Annotated in this window: 11 protein-coding genes; 7 read left to right on the top strand and 4 right to left on the bottom strand. The window is 68.0% G+C overall.

Going from position 1 to position 15,152, the window contains the following annotated elements:
• Nucleotides 1-119 precede the first annotated feature (119 nt).
• Together EX88_RS25195 and EX88_RS0109660 are read right to left on the bottom strand one after the other, a co-directional pair.
• Nucleotides 120-1,322, bottom strand: a complete 1,203-nt coding sequence (locus EX88_RS25195; RefSeq protein WP_235186229.1) for a ribonuclease H-like domain-containing protein — start codon at nt 1,320-1,322, stop codon at nt 120-122.
• The gene (locus EX88_RS0109660) at nt 1,319-3,730 is read right to left on the bottom strand and encodes a DEAD/DEAH box helicase (protein ID WP_430536903.1); all 2,412 of its coding nucleotides are present in this window, start codon (nt 3,728-3,730) and stop codon (nt 1,319-1,321) included. The genes EX88_RS25195 and EX88_RS0109660 overlap by 4 nt, the downstream gene beginning before the upstream one ends.
• Nucleotides 3,731-4,180: 450 nt before the next feature.
• On the opposite strand from EX88_RS0109660, the gene EX88_RS0109650 reads away from it, so the two are divergent.
• The 6 genes from EX88_RS0109650 to EX88_RS0109625 all read left to right on the top strand — a co-directional run bounded on the left by EX88_RS0109650 (nt 4,181) and on the right by EX88_RS0109625 (nt 13,031).
• The gene (locus tag EX88_RS0109650) at nt 4,181-5,797 is read left to right on the top strand and encodes an N-acetylmuramoyl-L-alanine amidase family protein (protein WP_152566195.1); all 1,617 of its coding nucleotides are present in this window, start codon (nt 4,181-4,183) and stop codon (nt 5,795-5,797) included.
• A 327-nt stretch (nt 5,798-6,124) separates the two neighbouring features.
• Nucleotides 6,125-7,582: an Hsp70 family protein gene (locus EX88_RS0109645; protein WP_031371792.1), complete on the top strand. Its 1,458-nt coding sequence runs from the start codon at nt 6,125-6,127 to the stop codon at nt 7,580-7,582.
• 99 nt (nt 7,583-7,681) lie between these two features.
• Entirely contained in the window at nt 7,682-9,730 is a 2,049-nt protein-coding gene (locus EX88_RS24465) for an McrB family protein (RefSeq protein WP_051884844.1), read from the top strand.
• Nucleotides 9,727-11,025: an McrC family protein gene (locus EX88_RS0109635; RefSeq protein ID WP_161786097.1), complete on the top strand. Its 1,299-nt coding sequence runs from the start codon at nt 9,727-9,729 to the stop codon at nt 11,023-11,025. Before EX88_RS24465 ends, EX88_RS0109635 begins: the two co-directional genes overlap by 4 nt.
• Nucleotides 11,022-11,651 (top strand): DUF938 domain-containing protein, encoded by a 630-nt coding sequence (locus tag EX88_RS0109630; protein ID WP_031371789.1) that lies wholly within the window; start codon nt 11,022-11,024, stop codon nt 11,649-11,651. Before EX88_RS0109635 ends, EX88_RS0109630 begins: the two co-directional genes overlap by 4 nt.
• Nucleotides 11,652-11,675: 24 nt before the next feature.
• Complete coding sequence (locus EX88_RS0109625) at nt 11,676-13,031, top strand: hypothetical protein (protein ID WP_051884842.1); 1,356 nt, start codon at nt 11,676-11,678, stop codon at nt 13,029-13,031.
• Here EX88_RS0109625 and EX88_RS0109620 read toward each other — a convergent pair.
• On the bottom strand, nt 12,941-13,558 hold the full coding sequence (locus EX88_RS0109620) for a YiiX family permuted papain-like enzyme (RefSeq protein ID WP_031371787.1): 618 nt from the start codon (nt 13,556-13,558) through the stop codon (nt 12,941-12,943). The genes EX88_RS0109625 and EX88_RS0109620 overlap by 91 nt on opposite strands.
• 10 nt (nt 13,559-13,568) lie before the next feature.
• Nucleotides 13,569-14,111 (bottom strand): GNAT family N-acetyltransferase, encoded by a 543-nt coding sequence (locus EX88_RS0109615; protein WP_031371786.1) that lies wholly within the window; start codon nt 14,109-14,111, stop codon nt 13,569-13,571.
• Nucleotides 14,112-14,257: 146 nt separating this feature from the next.
• Between EX88_RS0109615 and EX88_RS0109610 the strand changes: the two genes are divergently transcribed.
• Nucleotides 14,258-15,085: a nucleotidyltransferase domain-containing protein gene (locus tag EX88_RS0109610; RefSeq protein WP_031371785.1), complete on the top strand. Its 828-nt coding sequence runs from the start codon at nt 14,258-14,260 to the stop codon at nt 15,083-15,085.
• The last annotated feature ends 67 nt before the right edge of the window (nt 15,086-15,152 follow it).

The raw sequence follows: 15,152 nt of genomic DNA, 5'->3' as shown, positions 1-15,152 counted from the left end.
TACTCAAAGCGGATTGGCTTCGGTCGCAAGCCGCGATCGCGATCGTGGCTACCGCTGCGCCACCGACGGGCGTGCGACGGCGATGTCTCGCAGGGCCCGTCCGATGCGGCGCCGGTCGCTCAGACCGGCAAGGCCGCCTGCGCCTCGACCAGCTTCAGCATCAACTGCGCCAAGGTCACCACGTCCTGATGGTTATGCGCGGCGACGCGACGCAACAAGGCCGAACTGCCGCCGCGCAGGTAATGCAGCCACGCGGCCGGCGCCTGCGAGCCGGGCAGATCGTCCTCGCGCACGATCCGCAACAGCTCGCGTTCGATGGTCGCCAACTTGCAGTTCTCCCAGACGCCGCGATACAGGCGCCGGGTCGGGAACAGCAGGTCGACATGATCGAGCCCGGCCAGCGGATTGGCGATGCGGGCGAGGCGGTAGCGCGTATTGAGCAGCGGCGCGTCGTAACAGCGGCCGTTGTAGCTCGACAGCACCGTGTCCGGTGTCAGCCACTGCGCGAACGCGCGCAGCATCGCCGGCTCGGCGGCGAGGGTGGCGATAGTGAGCTGGCGGATACGCAGGCCGTCGCCGTGAACGGCGTCGCGATGCCAGTCGGCCGCGCCGATCATGAAAGCGCGGGTGCCGGTGCCGCCGGCCAGGCCGGTGGTCTCGGTGTCGAAGAACATCAGACGGCGCGGGTCGAGCGCGTCGTCGGGACGTTTGGCGAAGGCCAGCGACAGCGAAACTTGCGGCGCCGGCAGGCTGAGGTGGACTTCGCTGAAGTAAAGGCCGGGCGCGATCTCCTGGCCGGGCACCGAGCGGTCGATGGGGCCCGGCGCCTGTGTGGGCCGCGCAGCGAATGCGGTCGGTTGCGGCAGCGGCGAAGTCCCTGGCTTGCGCTCGCGTTGCGCGATCAACCGCCGCAGGCCGTCGAGGTCGGGGCGCGCAGAGCGGATCTCGGGGAGCCCGTCTTTTCCGAACAGGGGAGTGCGGGCGTCGGGGAGCGAAGAGCAAATCTCCCCCAGCCCCTCTTTTTCAAAGAGGGGAGCGGTGGCGTCGGTGCGGGGAGAGGGGATGACTTCCGGTGCCTTGGATGCCCGGGTTGGAACGTTGGCAGGAAGCACGGAACGAACATCGTCATCGTCACGGGCCAAGCCCGCGATGCTCGTAGCCCTGGCGATCGTCGCGCTCTCTTCCCGCGAAAGCGGTTGGCTCCCCTCTTTGAAAAAAAGGGGCTGGGGGAGACTTGCTTTGTCACTCGGCGTTCCCGCATCCGCGACCGCGCGCCCCGCCTGCCGCTGCAACATGCGCAGCTTGGCGATATCGATGCTCACGCGTCCTCGCCTTCGCCGAGCAAGCGCAGCACTTGCCGCGCCAGCGATTTCGGCGTGTTCTCGCTGCGGGTTTCGTCGACGGCCAGGATCGGGCCGACGCAGGCCGGGCAACCGGCGCGGCAATCGCAGCGTTCGATCAGTTCGCGCGCGCGCGTCACCAGTTCGGCCTGGCGCAGCCACAAAGGTTCGCTGAGCCCCACGCCACCCGGGAAGTTGTCGTACAGGTACACCGTCGGCACGAACTGCTGCACGTCGAGCGAGGCCATCGCCGTGCCCGGCACCAGTTCGTGGCCGGCGGCGCGTAACTGCCCGCGCCCGCCGGCGTCCTGGGTCGCGAACCAGGCACCGTCGCCGTTGCCGACCGACTTCTGCAGATCGCGCGCGTCGGCCATTACCGCGACGGTGGCGACCACGTGCAGCGCATGCGCGGCGCCGAGAAAGCCGTCCAATGCATCTTGTTTCGAATCGAACCGCGACAGCAGCACGCCCTGCGGCAGTTGCCACCACACCGCGGTGGTGTGCAGTTCCTGGTCGGGCAGGTTGACCGGGCCGTAGCCGATGTTCTCGTGGGTGTAGTAGCGGATCTTTTTATAACCGGCGACACGCCGCACCACGTGCACTTCGCCGTGGTGGCTGTCGCCGCGCCCGGCCTCGCCGCCGTCGAAACGGTCCAGCACCTTGAGCTTGGTGTAGTCGATCGAGTCGGTGTAGTAGTCGACCTGGGTGCGGGTGACATAGGCCTTGCGGCCTTCCCAGTCGAGGCGTTCGACCTGGTAGGGCAGCGACTGGATCATGTGGATCGCGCCTTCGTACAAGGTCAGCGCGGCGGCCGAGTAGTCGACCTCGGCGATGATCGCCTGGCGGCCGTCGCTGCGGTCGACCACGACGAAGTTGCCGTCGGCGACCGAGCGCAGGCTGACCGCATTGGCCGGATAGCTGTCGGCGATCCACTCCCAGCGCTCGCCTTCGCGATGGACCACGCCGGTCTCGGCCAGCGCCTGCAGGTACACCTCCGGATCGATCGGGCCGAACGCCTCGCCGTGCTGGAACGGCAGTTCGAAGGCGGCGCAGCGGATGTGGTCGAACAGGATCAACGGTTGATCCGGGGCGATGCGCGCGTGCTCGGGCGGGGCGTCGGCGAAGAAGTCCGGATGGCGGACCACGTATTGATCGAGCGGCTGCGAGTTGGCCACCAGCACGCCGAGTGAAGGCTGCTGGCGGCGCCCGGCGCGGCCGAAGCGCTGCCAGGTGGCCGCGACCGAGCCCGGGTAGCCGTTGAGCACGACTACGTCGAGGCTGCCGATGTCGACGCCCAGCTCCAGCGCCGAGGTCGAGACGATGCCGTCGATGCGGCCGTCGCGCATCGCCCGTTCGGCCTCGCGCCGCTCGGTCGGCAGATAGCCGCCGCGATAAGCGCGGATGCGTGCGGGCTTGCGCGGGTCGTGGTCGAACACGTCCTTGAGGTATTTGGTCAGCACCTCGACCATCAGCCGGGTCTGGGCGAACACCAGGGTCTTGAGCCCGGCCTTGATCGCGATGCGGGCGATGCGGTTGCTCTGCGAACGCGCCGAGGCGCGCAGGCCGAGGTCGGCATTGACCACCGGCGGGTTCCATAGCAGCACGTGCTTGTCGCCGGTCGGCGCGCCGGATTCGAGGATCGCGCGCACCGGGCGCTCGATCAGGGCCTGTGCATGCGCCTGCGGGTTGCCGATCGTGGCCGAGCACAGGATGAATTGCGGCGCGACGCCGTAGAACGCGCAGATGCGCTTGAGCCGGCGCAGCACGTCGGCGACATGGCTGCCGAACACGCCGCGATAGGTGTGGATTTCGTCGATGACGATGTAGCGCAGGTTCTCAAAGAACTGCGCCCACTTGGTGTGATGCGGCAGGATCGCCTGGTGCAGCATGTCCGGGTTGGACACGACGATGTCGCCGTGCAGGCGGATCGCCTGGCGCGCATCGCCGGGGGTGTCGCCGTCGAAAGTGAAGGCCTTGACCCCGAGGTCGCCGGCGCGGTTGAGCTCCAGCAGCTCGGCGACCTGGTCCTGGGCCAGCGCCTTGGTCGGGAACAGGTACAGCGCCTTGGCGCCTTGGGTCATCGCCGCGGCCAGTACCGGCAGGGTGTAGCACAGCGACTTGCCGGACGCGGTCGGGGTGACCACGGCGACGTCTTCGCCAGCCTGGGCGGCGTCCCAGGCTTCGGCCTGGTGGCTGTAGAGGCGGTCGATGCCGCGCGCACGCAGCGCCGCCTTGAGCGGTTCCGGCAAGGCCTCCGGCAGCGGTGCATAGCGGCCCTCGCGGCCGGGCAGGGTGAAGCGGCCGGTGATGCGGTCGCGGTAGCGGTGCTGCAGGCGCTCGGCGAGCGCGCCGCCGTGGCGGGCGTCGACGGCTTCGTCGGCGCGGGCCAGGGCGCGCTGCGCGGCCGCGGCGGGGACGAGGTCGCGCTGGGAGGGATCGATCAAGGCGGACATATCGAGGCGGGCGACGGCTGCAGGGGCGGAGTCTCGTTGTACGCGACGACAATCTCAGTCCGTGAGACGGCGTGCCGACCCGGACTGACGATCAGGCACCTGCTCGTGCCGTTCGTCCCATGGCGCTTCACTAAGCAAACTCGAATCGGTGTTATGGCTCGGCCACAACGTCATCGACGATGTTGCGACAACCGTACTTGCACTCAAAAGACGAACATGGCGCTTACGAAGACTCAATCGGGATCGGCATAGGCAGCCGACATCCCGAATCAAGATCGAGTGCCGCATGGAAGAGCGCAGGGACATGGCCGACATCTCGCATCGCATGCGTTCGCAAGGCGATCGTTACGGCCGTCGATTCAGCACCAATTAAATGGAGATTAGATCGTGACCGATGAAAATAAAGGATATCCGACCGGTACGCGTCGTTTGCAGGGGCGTTCGAATGCAGGTCGCCAGCCGTTGTTGAGCGTCATGGCATCGGCTTGCATCGTGGCGGCGACGCTGGCCGTGCAGAGCCCGCTTGCGGCGGCCCAAGCGAAGCCGGATGGCCAGGTCGTAGCGCCGCTGGGCAGCGGCAAGGCGGCGGCGATTTTTGCAAGCAAGGATCGACTCAAGATAGAGGCGATGCTGACCGACGAACTGCAGCGCATCGTCGATCGACAGAAACGTCTGGAGGGGCAGGGCAAGGTCGTTCGCGTCAAAGCGAGCCTCGACATAACCAGCAAGGCTCTCGTCATCGATCTGAGCAGGGCCTATGTGCCGAAGTACAACGGCGGGCGCTTCGAAGACCAGCAGCACGAGCTGGCGATGGCAGCGATGTCGATTCTGAGCGGAACGATCGCCATCGATGAGGTCAGATTCCTGTTCGACGGAAAGAGCATCCACAAGTATTTTCCGCAAGACGAAATTGCGCCGAGACAGCCCAAGGCCACGGCGGTAGAGCCGGCCGACCTGGTGGTCGTATCTGCGGCGCATGGGTATTACTACCTCTATGGCGCTAATACTTGGAAGCTTCAGCGTCCGACGGCTCCCCACGGAGTCTTCGAGGACTTCATCACCCAGTACCTGGGTCAGCACCTCGAGGGGTACTTGGGCGCGCGTTCGGCGGCGAACCTGGGGATTCCGCGCAGTCACGCCACCACAACCCATCTTCCTTCCGGCCAGCCGTGGTGGAAGATGTCGGCGCGCACCTATCTGGAAAGCCAGTTTCCGGATAACCCCAGCATATGGAGCACTTCTGACAATCAAGGCGACGATCGTCAGTACAATCAAGACATCAATGCCCGCCCTATGTTCGCCAACCACATCAATGCGACCGCGCTACTGAACATCCATACGAATGCCGACGACGGCAGCGGAACCGCACGCGGAACGATCGTCGCCTACCATACCGGTCGCGAGACCAGTCGAGCGCTCGGCAGCAGTGTCCTGTGTTACATGGCCGAGCAGATTCATGCGGTCCCCGGTTATGCCAGCTTTCCCGTCGCGGCCGCTCCGACTGGATTCACCAATAAAGGCGAGAACGAACTGGCGCATATGCCGGCGATCATCGTCGAAACCGCCTTCCACACCAACGCGACCGATGCCGCGGCCCTTCAGGATACGAATTTCCAGAAGGGTGCCATGAGGGGTGTGGAAAAAGGCTATCGCATGTGGCGCCAAGGCAAGCCGTGCACCACGCAGGCGATTGCATCGATACCGGCCGCTACCGGCTATTCCAATACCGCGTTCCCCGTAACGGTCAACTTCCAGGGCTACCCGCAGTTGCCGATCAAGGCGGAAACGAAAGTCGTGAGTTGCGCGTCGGGCTGGAACTGCACAAATATGGTGAAGTCGACGACCGTGCTTTCGGAGACGCAATTGCAGTATCAGATCCTATGCACGAACTCGCAGCAGACGGCCGACGCTTCCTTCACCGTCGATACGACACTGGTCGACGCGGACGGCGTGCGTACTGCGCCGGTCCGAAATACCTACACCTGCAAGAAACCGACGGCGTAAACCTGATCGACCGTGTGTTTACCTCCCTGGGACTGTCGGGTACGCGTCCATAGGCTGAACGGGCGCCAGTTCGGTCGTATGCCGAGGTAGGGATGCGTCGGGCCGACAGCGTCGCATAACCCGTCCTGCCCGATTCGGCACCAACAGGGGGCCGATCGCCTCGTTTGCAGGGTCTGTTGTATGCGGCGCCAGATTCGGCGCCGCATACGCCGGACTACAGTGCAGGCCCGGTAGGGCCGCTCGCCTCCGCCCGCAATCGCCCGACGGTTCAGCCCCGTCGGCCCGCCGCACTGTATCCTTGCGCGCCGCAGAACCCTCAGTTTCCCCATGAAGATCGGTATCGATTTCGGCACCAGCTATTCGGCCGCCGCGGCCCTCGTCGACGGCGAGGTCCGCACGATCCGCTTCGGCGACGAGCGCCAGTTCCGCACCACGGTGTATTTTCCGGAAGCGGTGCCGGACCCGAGCCAGTTCGAGCTGACCGACGCGCTGGAAGCCGAGGTCGAGGCGCAGGTGCGCAATGCGCGCACCCAGCAGACCCGCGCGATCAACGAGGCGCAGGCGCGGCGCGAGCATGCCGCCCGCCTGCCGGCGGATCAGCGCGAGGCGGCGCTGGCGATGATCCCGACGCCGGCGCAGCGCTCCGAGCAGGACCTGCGCCGCGACGCCGTCCGCGCGGTGCGCCGGCAATGGCTGGAACTGCAGGTGCGCGAAGCGCGGGCCTCGGCGGCCTCGTTGCAGAACGCGGTGTATGGCGAAGAAGCGGTCGAGGCCTATCTGAGCGAAGGCTTCGGCAACCTGGTGCAATCGCCCAAATCGATGCTCGGCTACCAGCTCGCGCCGCACGTGCGCCAGACCATCGTCGGCATCGCCGGCTACATCCTCGAACACATCCGCCTGACCGCCGGCCAGCAACTCGGCGCCAACGTGCGCCGCGCCGTGCTCGGCCGCCCGGTGCAGTTCCGCAGCTCGCTCGGCGCGGCCGGCGGCGACCAGGCCCTGGAGATCATGACCGAGGCGGCGGCCAGCGCCGGCTTCGACGAGGTCAGCTTTCTCGAAGAACCGGTGGCGGCGGCGCTGGGCTATCACGCGCAGAGCGCCGATCGTCACCGCACCCTGGTCGTCGACATCGGCGGCGGCACCACCGACATCACCCTGGCCGAAGTCGGCGGCCCGCAGGCACCGGTGGTGCTGGGCTCCTGGGGCATCGCCCGCGGCGGCGTCGACGTCGACCTGTCGCTGAGCCTGTCGCGTTTCATGCCGCTGTTCGGCAAGGGCGCGACCCGTGTGCCGGCGCATCATTACGTCGAGGCCGCGACCGTGCACGACGTGGTGCGTCAGCGCGAGTTCCAGCGCCGCGACAGTTACCGCGAAGTCGACGCGCCGTTCGGCCCGCGCCTGATTTCGCTGCAGCAGGCCGGCAACACCACGCGCCTGAGCCGCGCGGTGGAGTCGACCAAGATCCAGTTGAGCACGCAGGGCGACAGCCAGGCCAAGCTGGACTACATCGAACGCGACCTCGCCCTGGCCTCGACCGCCGACGACCTGGCCCGCGCGGCCGACCCGTTCCTCGGCAACCTGGCCGAACTGCTGCGCGAGGTCGGCGCCGAAATTACCGCCGAGCTGGGCGAAGCCCCGGCCGCGGTGTTCCTGACCGGCGGCATGTCGCGCGCGCCCTACGTGCGCGAAACCGTGCGCCAGTGTTTCCCGAACGCGCGCCAGGTCGCCGGCGACGCCTCGCTCGGCGTGGTCTCGGGGCTGGCGTTCGCGGCGGCGCGGGGCTGATCGGCGGCCTGCACAGGACTGCGCCGCCGCAGGACTTGTGATCCAATCGCGCCATGCCTGCGTCGCTCGACGCAGGCGCGATATCAGAGGACACGAGGCATGCATGGACAGGCCGTAGACGACCTCGCGCTGATGCGCGAGGTGGCGCAGCGCCACGAACGTTTGTTGAAGGTGGCTCTGGGCTGGCGCAAGGACCATCCAGGGTTCACCTTCGCATTGCGCACGCGCGACAACCCCAAGCGCAATCGCCTCGAAGCCGGCTACTGGTTCCAGGGCAACGAGTACTACTTGTTCTTCGCCCCGTTCAAGCTCAGCGACTCGAACAACAAGACCCGCACCATCGGCCTGGTGTTCTCGTTGAAGAACGGCCAGATTCGCAAGGCTTACATCGAGATCGTCTACGGCAGCATCCAAGACCCGGTGTTGTGCCGGGTGCACGAGCGCCTGCTGCAGGCGCTGGGCATGGAGGTGACGCCGCGCAAGGAGTGCAAGAAGACGATCCCGGCCTCGTCGCCGGAAGAGGCCTTCGTCTACTTCATGAACCACGTCTACCCGGTCGCGCAGCAGATCATCGCCGACGAAGGCGTGGAAGGGCGGTTCTTCATCACCCAGGAGGAATTCGAATCGGCGATGGAACGGCTGCCGCGCGGGCGCCGCCGGCCGCGGCAGCCGGCTACGCTCGTGGACCTGTGGAAGCCGCAGCCTCCGGCGAGCGTCGTGCCGGTGGTGCAGCCACGGACCAAGGCGGTCAACACCATCTATTACGGGCCGCCCGGCACCGGCAAGACCCGCAAATACGAGGAACTGCGCAGCGATCCGCGTTACCGCACCGAAGCGCAGGCGCTGTCGGCCGACGCGCGCGACGAGCGGCGCGTGGGCTTGGCGCCGTGGCACGCGGTCGTCGCCGCGGCACTGCTCGACCTCGGCGGCTCGGCGCGGGTGCCGCAACTGCGCACGCACGCCTGGGTCCAGGCCTCGGCGCGGTTGCGCGGCCGTCCGCGCAGCTTGAACCAGATTCTGTGGGGGCAATTGCAGTCGCACGCCCCCTTGGACTCGGCGACCGTGCGCACCAGCGCCCGCACCGGTGCGGTGTTGTTCGACAAGGACGCCGACTCGGTCTGGCGCTTGCTGCCGCAGTGGCGCGATAACGCGCCGGACCTGGCCGAGGCCGTCGACGCCATCGTCGACGGCCTCGACTTTCAGCAGCAGGCCAACATGGCCGAGTCGCGCCTGAGCCTGGTGACCTTCCACCCGAGTTATTCCTACGAGGACTTCGTCGAGGGCATCCGGCCGGTGCCGGCCGACGGCGACGACGGGCGCGTCGAGTTCCGGGTCCAGCCCGGCTTGTTCAAGGAGCTCTGCCGCGTCGCTCATCTGCATCCGCAGCAGCGCTACGCCTTGTTCATCGACGAGATCAACCGCGCCAACCTGGCCAAGGTGTTCGGCGAGTTGATCGCTTTGATCGAACCGGACAAGCGGGTGACCGCCGGCGCCGAGCCGGGCGAAGGCGGCGGCCTGTGGGTCAAGCTGCCGGCCAGCCACGAATTGTTCGGGGTGCCGGACAACCTCGACCTATACGCGACCATGAACACCGCCGACCGTTCGATCGCATTGATGGACCTGGCGCTGCGGCGGCGGTTCCGCTTCGAGGAGACGCCACCGCTGCCGGAAGAGATCAAGGGCGGCGACGGCGACGGCGGCGTGATCGCCGACGGGGTGCGGGTGGACCTGCCGCTGTTGCTGCGCAAGCTCAACCAGCGCATCGAGTACCTGCTCGACCGCGACCACTGCATCGGCCACGCCTATTTTCTCGACGTTCATTCGCTCGACGATCTGCGCAACTGTTTCCGCGACCGCATCATCCCCCTGCTGCAGGAGTACTTCTTCGACGACTGGGGCCGTATCCAGCGCGTGCTCGGCAGTATGGGCAAGGCCGATCACTCGCCCTTCGTCGAGGCGCTGGACGTGGATGCGATCGATCTGTTCGGCGTGCACGTGTCGGACCTGCCGCGCATTCCGCGCTATCGCATCGAACTGACCGACGCCTCGCAGAACTGGTCGGCGGCCGATTTCCGCAGCCTGTATTCGCAGGGCGACGAGGACATCGACGACGACGAGGCCGAACTCGAGGACGGAGCCGAGCCGTGAACCCCGCGTTGAGGGCCTTCGAGCACACGCCGGTGCCGATCACGGCCCTGCCGACCGCGAACAGTCTCGGCCTCGACGAGGTCGAGCGCCTGGAAGCGATCTGCCTGCTGCGGCCGGGGCTGTGCGAATTCGGACGGAGCACGGTGCGTTTCGCCCAATACTGCGGCGTGCTGTGCATCGGCGAGCGCATCCTGGAAATCCTGCCCAAAACGGACCGCATCGACCGCGGCACCGCGGATGCGGCGCCGGCCCACGACATGCTGCTGCGGATGTTGCGAGTGGTGCACGACCTGCCGTCGCCGCCGCTCGGCTCCGGTTCGCACGATCTGATCCGCTCGCCGCTGATCGAATTGTTCGCCGGGCGTTTCCTCGCCGAGACCATGCGCCTGGTCAAGGCCGGGCTGCTGAAGTCCTATGTGTCGCGCTCCGAAAATTCGCCGACGGTGCGCGGCCGCATCGACTGGTCCCGACACCTGCGCGCCAATGCGGGCCGCCAGGATCGTGCCTGGTGCGAGTTCGACGAACTCACCCACGACGTCGCGGTGAATCGGGTGCTCGTGCTCGCCCTGCTGCATCTGCGCGACTGGCTGGTCGCGCCGACGTCGATCCGGCTGTGGCATGAGCTGATGGCCGCGTTCGACGGCATCGCGCCGGCGCGTCGCGACGAGATCGAGCGGTTGTGCCTGGACCGCCAGAGTCGCCGCTATGCCGCGGCCTTGAAGTGGGCGCGCTGGATCATCGAGGGCTTGTCGCCTTCGCTGCGCGCCGGCGCTGCCACCGCGCCGGCGCTGCTGTTCGACATGAACCAGCTGTTCGAGCGCTACGTCGCGATCAAGCTGGCCCGGCAGGCGCCGCCCGGTTGGGTGGTCGAGTGCCAGCATGACGACCGGCATTTGGCCCGGGTCCTGGTCGGCGAGCAGGGCTCGAGCCCGGCCTACCGGCTCAAGCCGGACCTGCTGGTGCGTCGCGCCGACCGCATCGTGATGATCGCCGACACCAAGTGGAAGCGGCTGGAACGCGACCGCTACGGCAAGATCCGCCCGTCCACCGACGACATGTACCAACTCAACGCCTATGCCACCGCGTTCCAGGAATGCGGCGAGCTGGCGCTGATCTATCCCTGTTTCGACGGCCTGGCCGCGGACACCCTGGAGACGACGATGCGCTACGAACTGGCCGGCTCGATCGGACCGCGCTCGCGGCGCGTGCACGTGGCCGCGGTCGACCTCATGGACGACGTGCTGCGGGTGCGGGTCGGTTCGAGCGGCGACGTGCTGCGCAGGCTGGCGGCATGAGCGCGAACGACAAGCCTTATTCCCCCTCCTGCGACCGCAATCGCGATCCGATCCTCGCGGTGTTGCGCGAGCATTTCGCCGGGCGCCGGCGGGTGCTGGAGATCGGCAGCGGCACCGGCCAGCACGCGGTGTATTTCGCCGCGGCCTTGCCGTCGTTGAGCTGGCAATGCTCCGACCGCGCCGAGTACCTGCCCGGCATCGCGCTGTGGCTGGACGAGGCGGCGTTACCGAATACGCCGGCCGCGGTCGAGCTGGACGTGGCATCGCCGCGGTGGCCGGGCGAGGCGGACGGGGCGCGTTTCGATGCGGCGTTCAGCGCCAACAGCCTGCACATCATGGGCTGGGTGCAGGTCGAGGCCTTCTTTCGCGGGCTCGACCGGGTGCTGGCGGCGGATGCGACGGTCGCGGTCTACGGGCCGTTCAATTACCGCGGCGAGTTCAGCAGCGACAGCAACCGCGAATTCGATGCCTGGTTGAAGGCACGCGACCCGCAGTCGGGGGTGCGCGATTTCGAGGCGGTCGATGCCTTGGCCGCAGCCATCGGGCTGCGCTTGCTCGTCGATCAGGCGATGCCGGCCAACAACCGTTGCCTGGTGTGGCGCCGGTCGCCGCCGCACAATGCCTGACCCTTCGGCTTCCCGACTCCGGCCATGATGCCTCGTCTGCCTTGCCTGGCCCTGCTGCCGTTGTTGCTGCTCTTGCCGGGTTGCAGCCGCGAGCCGGCGCCGCCCGAAGCTGAAGCGCAGATAGCGGACGCGCCGTGGCGGGTTTCGGCCTGGCCCTTGCGGATCGACGCGGCGGCGGCTCAACCTGATTTGATCGCGACGCCGGACGGGCGGGTGTGGTTGTCGTGGATCACCGGCGAAGCCGGCAAATACGCTTTGCGCTACGCGGTTGCCGGACCCGACGGCCGTTGGCCGCAGCCGCCGCGCTCGATCGCCGTGGGCCAGGACTGGTTCGTCAATTGGGCCGATACGCCGCATCTCGCGGTCAGCGCCGACGGCGCGGTGTGGGCGCATTGGCTGCAGAAATCGGCGCAGGCGCCGTATGCCTACGATGTGGTGTTGGTGCGTTCGGCCAACGGCAGCGCGCCATGGTCGGCGCCGCTCAAGGTCAATACCGACGGCGGCCAGAGCGAGCACGGCTTCGTCTCGATCTGGCCCGACGGCGCCGATGCGGTCGGCGTGGCCTGGCTGGATGGCCGCCACAGCAACAGCGGCGAGGCCGGCCATGGCGGCGGTCACGGCGGCGGTTCTGGTGCGATGAGCCTGCGCAGTGTGCGCATAGGCGCCAACCTGCATCGCTTCGACGAAGTCGAACTCGACACGATGACCTGCGATTGCTGCCAGACCGATGCAGCCATGACCGCGCGCGGTCCGCTGCTGGTCTATCGCGACCGCAGCGAGGGCGAGGTGCGCGACATCGCCGTCACCCGCCGCGACGAGCGCGGTTGGACCGCTCCGAAGCCGGTCCACGCCGATGGCTGGGTGATGCCGGCCTGCCCGGTCAACGGTCCTTCGGTCAGCGCGCGCGGCGAGGCGGCCGTGGTGGCCTGGTACACCGCCGCCGGCGACGTGCCGACGGTGCAGGCGGCCTACAGCCGCGACGCCGGCGATCGCTTCGCTGCGCCGCTCGTGCTCGACCGCGGCGAACAGGTGCAGGGGCGGGTCGAAACCGCATTGAGCGCCGATGCGGCCTGGGTGCTGTGGTTGCGTGAGGATCGCAGCGGCCAGAGCCTGCAACTCGCGCGCCTGGCGCCGGATCTGTCGCACGAGCGTCAACGCATCGAAGTCGCGCGCCTGCAGGGCCGCGGCCGCGGCACCGGGTTCGCGCAGATGGCGGTGACCGGCGAGGCGGTGTACGTGGTCTGGACCGACTACGTCGGCCGCGAGGCGGTCCTGCGCGGCGCGCGGCTTCAGCCCGAGGCGACGGTGGTCAGCAAGGGCGAGTCGAACATCGCCGCCGGCGAGATCACCGGTTCGGCCAGCGGCACGCGCTCGCCGTAACGTTCGCGCAGTTTGGCCTTCACCGCTGGGTCGTCGAGCTTGAAGCTGCGCAGCGGCTGCAGCGTGCCGATGCGCACGCCCAGGGCGCGGTCGTACATCTTCCAGACCAGCTCCGAGCAGTAGATGCGCTGGTCCGACCACTCGAACGCCAGGTCGTAACGGCGGCCGCGGAAGGCTTCCGCCGCGCCGCGCAGTTTCGTCGCCTGCTGCGCCGTCAACGGTGTGCGCAAGCGCTTGAGTACGTAATGGCCGCCGCTGCCGCGGGCGATCCAACGCTGCAAGGGGGTGTAGGTGACCGGGTCGATGGCCTCGAACACGTAGGGCTGGCCGTCGCGGTGCAGGATCACCCCCATGTGGCTGTAGCGCGAGCCGGTCGCGCGCTGGATCGCCTGGCTCTGCGAAGAGCGCGAGACGTGGAAGATCACGTCGCCGTCGCGGACCTGCGGCGGTCGCGCGTCGGCGCAGCCGCTGGCGGACGCGCCGAGCAACGCGGACAGCAGGCCGCAGGCGAGGAGGCGGAGTTTCATGCGACCGGCGTCAGTCGGCCTGCGCCGGTGCGGTCGAGAACAGCCGCAGTTCCTTGGCGTCCTCGCTCATGCGCACCATGCCCTCGAAGCGCAGGCCCAGCCGCTCCAGCACCTTGATCGAGGGTTGGTTGGCGGGATCGGTGATCGCCAGCACCCGCGACAGCGCCAACGCCTCGCGCGCATGGCGCAGCACTGCCTCGCCGGATTCCAGGGCATAACCGCGCGACCAGTGGCGCGGCAGGAAGGCATAGCCCAGGTCGGGGTCGGGCAGGGTCTCGCGCCGCAGCAGGCCGCACATGCCGATGGCTTCGCCGCTTTCGCGCAGCTCGACCCGCCACAGGCCGTAGCCGTTGCGGGCGTAGCTCTGCGCCGGGCCGTCGAGGATGTAGCGCACGGCGCCGTCCAGATCGCGCACGCCGCGGTCGCCGATGTTGTCGATGAAGGACGGTTCGTTGAGCAGTTCGAGGATGAAGCCGGCATCGTCCGGCGTCAGTTCGCGCAACAGCAGGCGTTCGGTCTGGATAGCGGTCGTGGACGGCGTCTTGGGCGGCATCGGCGGCATCGGGTTCGCTGGAGTGCGGCGCGCTCGTCGCGCGCCGGGGTCGGTGCACGATACGCCAGCCCGCGGCGTCCGCGCAGCATCGGAACGCGCCGGCGTTTGCGCTACGCTGCCGGGCCACGCATCGGCATGCCACGGCAATGAATTCCACGGACGCGGCCCAGGACATCCATCCGGTTTCGGACGAGAAGCGGAGCGCGGTGCTGGCCGCCCTCGCCGCGGTCGAACGCGAGCACGACGTGCGCATCGTCTACGCCTGCGAGTCCGGCAGCCGCGGCTGGGGGTTTTCCTCGCCCGACAGCGACTACGACGCCCGCTTCGTCTATGTCCATCGCCGGCCGTGGTACCTGACGGTCAACGAACGCACCGGCCTGGGCGAGCCGCAGCGCGACGTGATCGAGCTGCCGATCGACGACGAGCTCGACGTCAGCGGCTGGGACCTGCGCAAGGTGCTGCGGTTGCTGTCGAAGTCCAACCCGACCCTGTTGGAGTGGTTGCGCTCGCCGATCGTCTACCGCGAGGACGGCGTGCTGAGCGCCGGATTGCGCGCCCTGGCCGATGAGTTCTATTCGCCGATCGCCGCCTGGCACCACTACTTCAGCCTGGCCCACGGCACCTTCCGCGCCCACCTGGGCGGCGACGCCATCCGCACCAAGAAATACCTGTACGTGCTGCGCCCGGTCCTGGCCTGCCAGTGGATCGAGCGCGAGCAGGGACCGCCGCCGATGGCGTTCGAGGATTTGTTGGAGCGGCTGCTGCCCGACGGCGAGGTGCGCGAGGCGGTCGAGGCCTTGTTGGCGCGCAAACGCCGCAGCGCCGAGGTCGCGGCAGGGCAGCGCGTGCCGGCGATCAGCGACTTCCTCGCCGCCGAGCTGGAACGCATGCAGGCCTTGGGGCAGTCGCTGCCGGCGGCCAGCGGGCGGGCGGAACGGCTCGACGAGTTTTTTCGGTCGGCCTTGGTGGATTAGGCGAGGCTGCTAGGGGGCGCCGGCGGTCGAGGGTTCGCGGTCGCGGCTTGCGCCGCTCCTACCCTTG

The organism is Lysobacter antibioticus (assembly GCF_000731095.1).
Classification (GTDB): Bacteria; Pseudomonadota; Gammaproteobacteria; order Xanthomonadales; family Xanthomonadaceae; genus Lysobacter; species Lysobacter antibioticus_B.
The sequence above is the reverse complement of the archived record's forward strand: the minus strand, read 5'-3'. Positions and strand labels throughout refer to the sequence as shown.